Raw genomic sequence first — 2,266 nt, 5'->3', positions numbered from 1 at the left:
CCCGCGGATCGCGGCGGGCCCGCGCGGCCAGCGCCCCGGTGCGGCGCGCCGCCAGCGGCAGCGGACGGCGCAGCCAGACGGTGAGCAGTTCGTTGCGCAGCACTTGCGAGCCGCGCCCGGAGCGCGGCGAGGGGTCCGGGTGGTGGTGGGCGACGACCTCCGGGCAGTGGGCGACCCCCCAGCCCCGGGCGGCCAGGTCGTAGGCGAGCAGGGTCTCCTCGGCGCCGAAGAACAGCAGCGGATGGAACCCCCCGGCTTCCAGGAACGCCGACCGCCGCACCACCGAGGCGCATCCCAGGAAACCCAGCACCTGCGGGCCCGGCAGATCCCGGGCCGTGCCCAGCGGGGAGCCGGCCAGCAGGTCGTTCAGGGGGTCGGGATCCTCCCCGGGGCCCACCAGGGTGCGCGCGGCGATCAGCCCCAGCCGCGGATGGGCGTCCAGCAGTGAGACGGCCCTCCCCAGCGCCCCGGGCTCCCACCAGGAGTCGTCGTCGCTGAAGGCCACGTACGGGGTCTCCAACGCCGCCACGCCCAGGTTGCGGGCGACCGCCCCGCGGTTCTCGGGCAGCGGCATCAGCGCCACCTGCGGGAAGAGGGCCAAGACCATGGTGCGGGTGTGGTCGGTCGAGGCGTTGTCGACCACCAGCACCGGCGGGCGCTCGGGCAGTGCGGTCAGCGCGCGCAGCGTGCGCGCCAGGCTGTCGGCGCGGTCGCGGGTGGCGATGACCACGCCGATCGGCGAGCCGTTCAAGTGGCGGGCACCTCCGGCAGTCGGGACAGCGCCTCCAGTACCTCCTCCGGCCGGATGCGCAGCAGCAGGGGATCGGGGCGGCGGCCGTGGGGGTCGCCGGGCGGGCCCGGATGCCACAGCACCCTGTGCCGTTCCAACGGCGGCGGGCCCCACAGGGAGGGAGGCACCGGCCCGAACAGGGTCACGGACGGGGTGCCGTGGGCCACCGCCAGATGGGCCACACCGGTGTCGCCGCTCACCACGGCCGAGGCGCCCGCTACCAGCGCGGACAGCCGCTCCAGCGGCGGCCGGCCGTGGACGTCGGCGCCGGGCAGGCCGGCCGACCGGGCCAGCCGCGCCAGCAGGTCGTACTCGTGGGCGCCGCCGGTGACCACCACCCGGCGCCCGGCACGCCGCAGCCCGGCGGCCACGGCCGCGTACCGCTCGACGGGCCAGCGCCGGGACGGGGAGCCCGCACCCGGATGGAGCAGCACCGCACCCGGCGCGGGGCAGGCCGCCGCGGGCGGCGGCAGGCGGAGGTCGGCCGGATCGGCCGGGACGCCGTACCAGGCCAGGAAGCGGCACCAGCGGTCGCGTTCGTGCTCCTCGGCGTACCACCGCGGGCCGCCGTCGGCGGCGAAGGCCAGCAGGCGGCCGGGGCTCAGCGCCGCCAGCGCCCGCATGCTCCGCGGTCCCCTCCCGTGCAGATCGACGGCCACCCGAGGCGGCGGCCCGTGCCGGCCGGTGAGCACGGGTACGGCGCGGCCGGGCGCCGAGGCGGGCAGCAGGGTGTCCACCGCGCCGCTCGCGCGGGCGAGGGGGGCCAGCTCCGCGGGGGCGGCGAGTACGGTCTCGTGGTCGGGGAAGGCCCGGCGCAGCGCCCGCAGCGCGGGCACCCCGGCCAGCAGGTCGCCCAGGCCGAGCGCGCGCAGCACCAGCAGCCGGGGCCGGTGGGGGGCGCCCGCGGAACCGTTCACTGGGACGTCCGGCCGTTCACTCGCCGCGCTCCGCCCCGGGCCGCTCACCGCGTCCCGCCCCAGGACACGGACACCGCCGCGCGCTCGGCGATACGGCTGCTGGAGCGGCCGTCGAGGTACGGCAGCAGGACCGCCTGCCCGCCCCAGCCCTCCACCAGCGCGGCCTCGGGCAGATCGGCCAGCGCGTAGTCGCCGCCCTTGACCCACACGTCCGGGCGCAGCCGCTCCAGCAGCTTCTCGGGGGTGTCCTCGTCGAAGACCGCCACCGCGTCCACGCACTCCAGGGCGCGCAGTACCCGGACGCGGTCGGCCAGCGGGTTGATGGGCCGGCCCGGGCCCTTGCGGCGGCGCACCGAGGCGTCCGAGTTCAGGCAGACCACCAGGCAGTCGCCGGTACGGCGGGCCGCCTGGAGCAGTCCGACATGGCCGGCGTGCAGCAGGTCGAAGCAGCCGCCGGTGGCCACCACGGTGCCGCCCGCCGCCCGGATCCGGGCCACGAGGCGCTCCGCGTCCTCGCCGCGGGCGGCCGCGGGCGGCCGGGCCGAGGCCCGGTCGGGGA

At 78.4% G+C, this 2,266-nt stretch carries 3 protein-coding genes; all 3 read right to left on the bottom strand.

Features of this window, described 5'->3' with window-relative positions; translation table 11 throughout:
- Positions 1 to 751, bottom strand: a 751-nt coding sequence (locus AC2CJA_RS26255; protein WP_484605153.1) for a glycosyltransferase family 2 protein, incomplete at its 3' end; no start/stop codon positions are given.
- Positions 748 to 1,707 (bottom strand): glycosyltransferase family 9 protein, encoded by a 960-nt coding sequence (locus AC2CJA_RS26250; protein WP_484605152.1) that lies wholly within the window; start codon positions 1,705 to 1,707, stop codon positions 748 to 750. The genes AC2CJA_RS26250 and AC2CJA_RS26255, both read right to left, overlap by 4 nt.
- Before the next feature lie 44 nt (positions 1,708 to 1,751).
- On the bottom strand, positions 1,752 to 2,266 hold a 515-nt coding region (gene rfaE2, locus AC2CJA_RS26245), incomplete at its 5' end, for a D-glycero-beta-D-manno-heptose 1-phosphate adenylyltransferase (RefSeq protein WP_484605151.1).

The organism is Streptomyces sp. ATLC9 (assembly GCF_057196705.1).
This window is presented reverse-complemented; position numbering and strand designations above follow the sequence as displayed.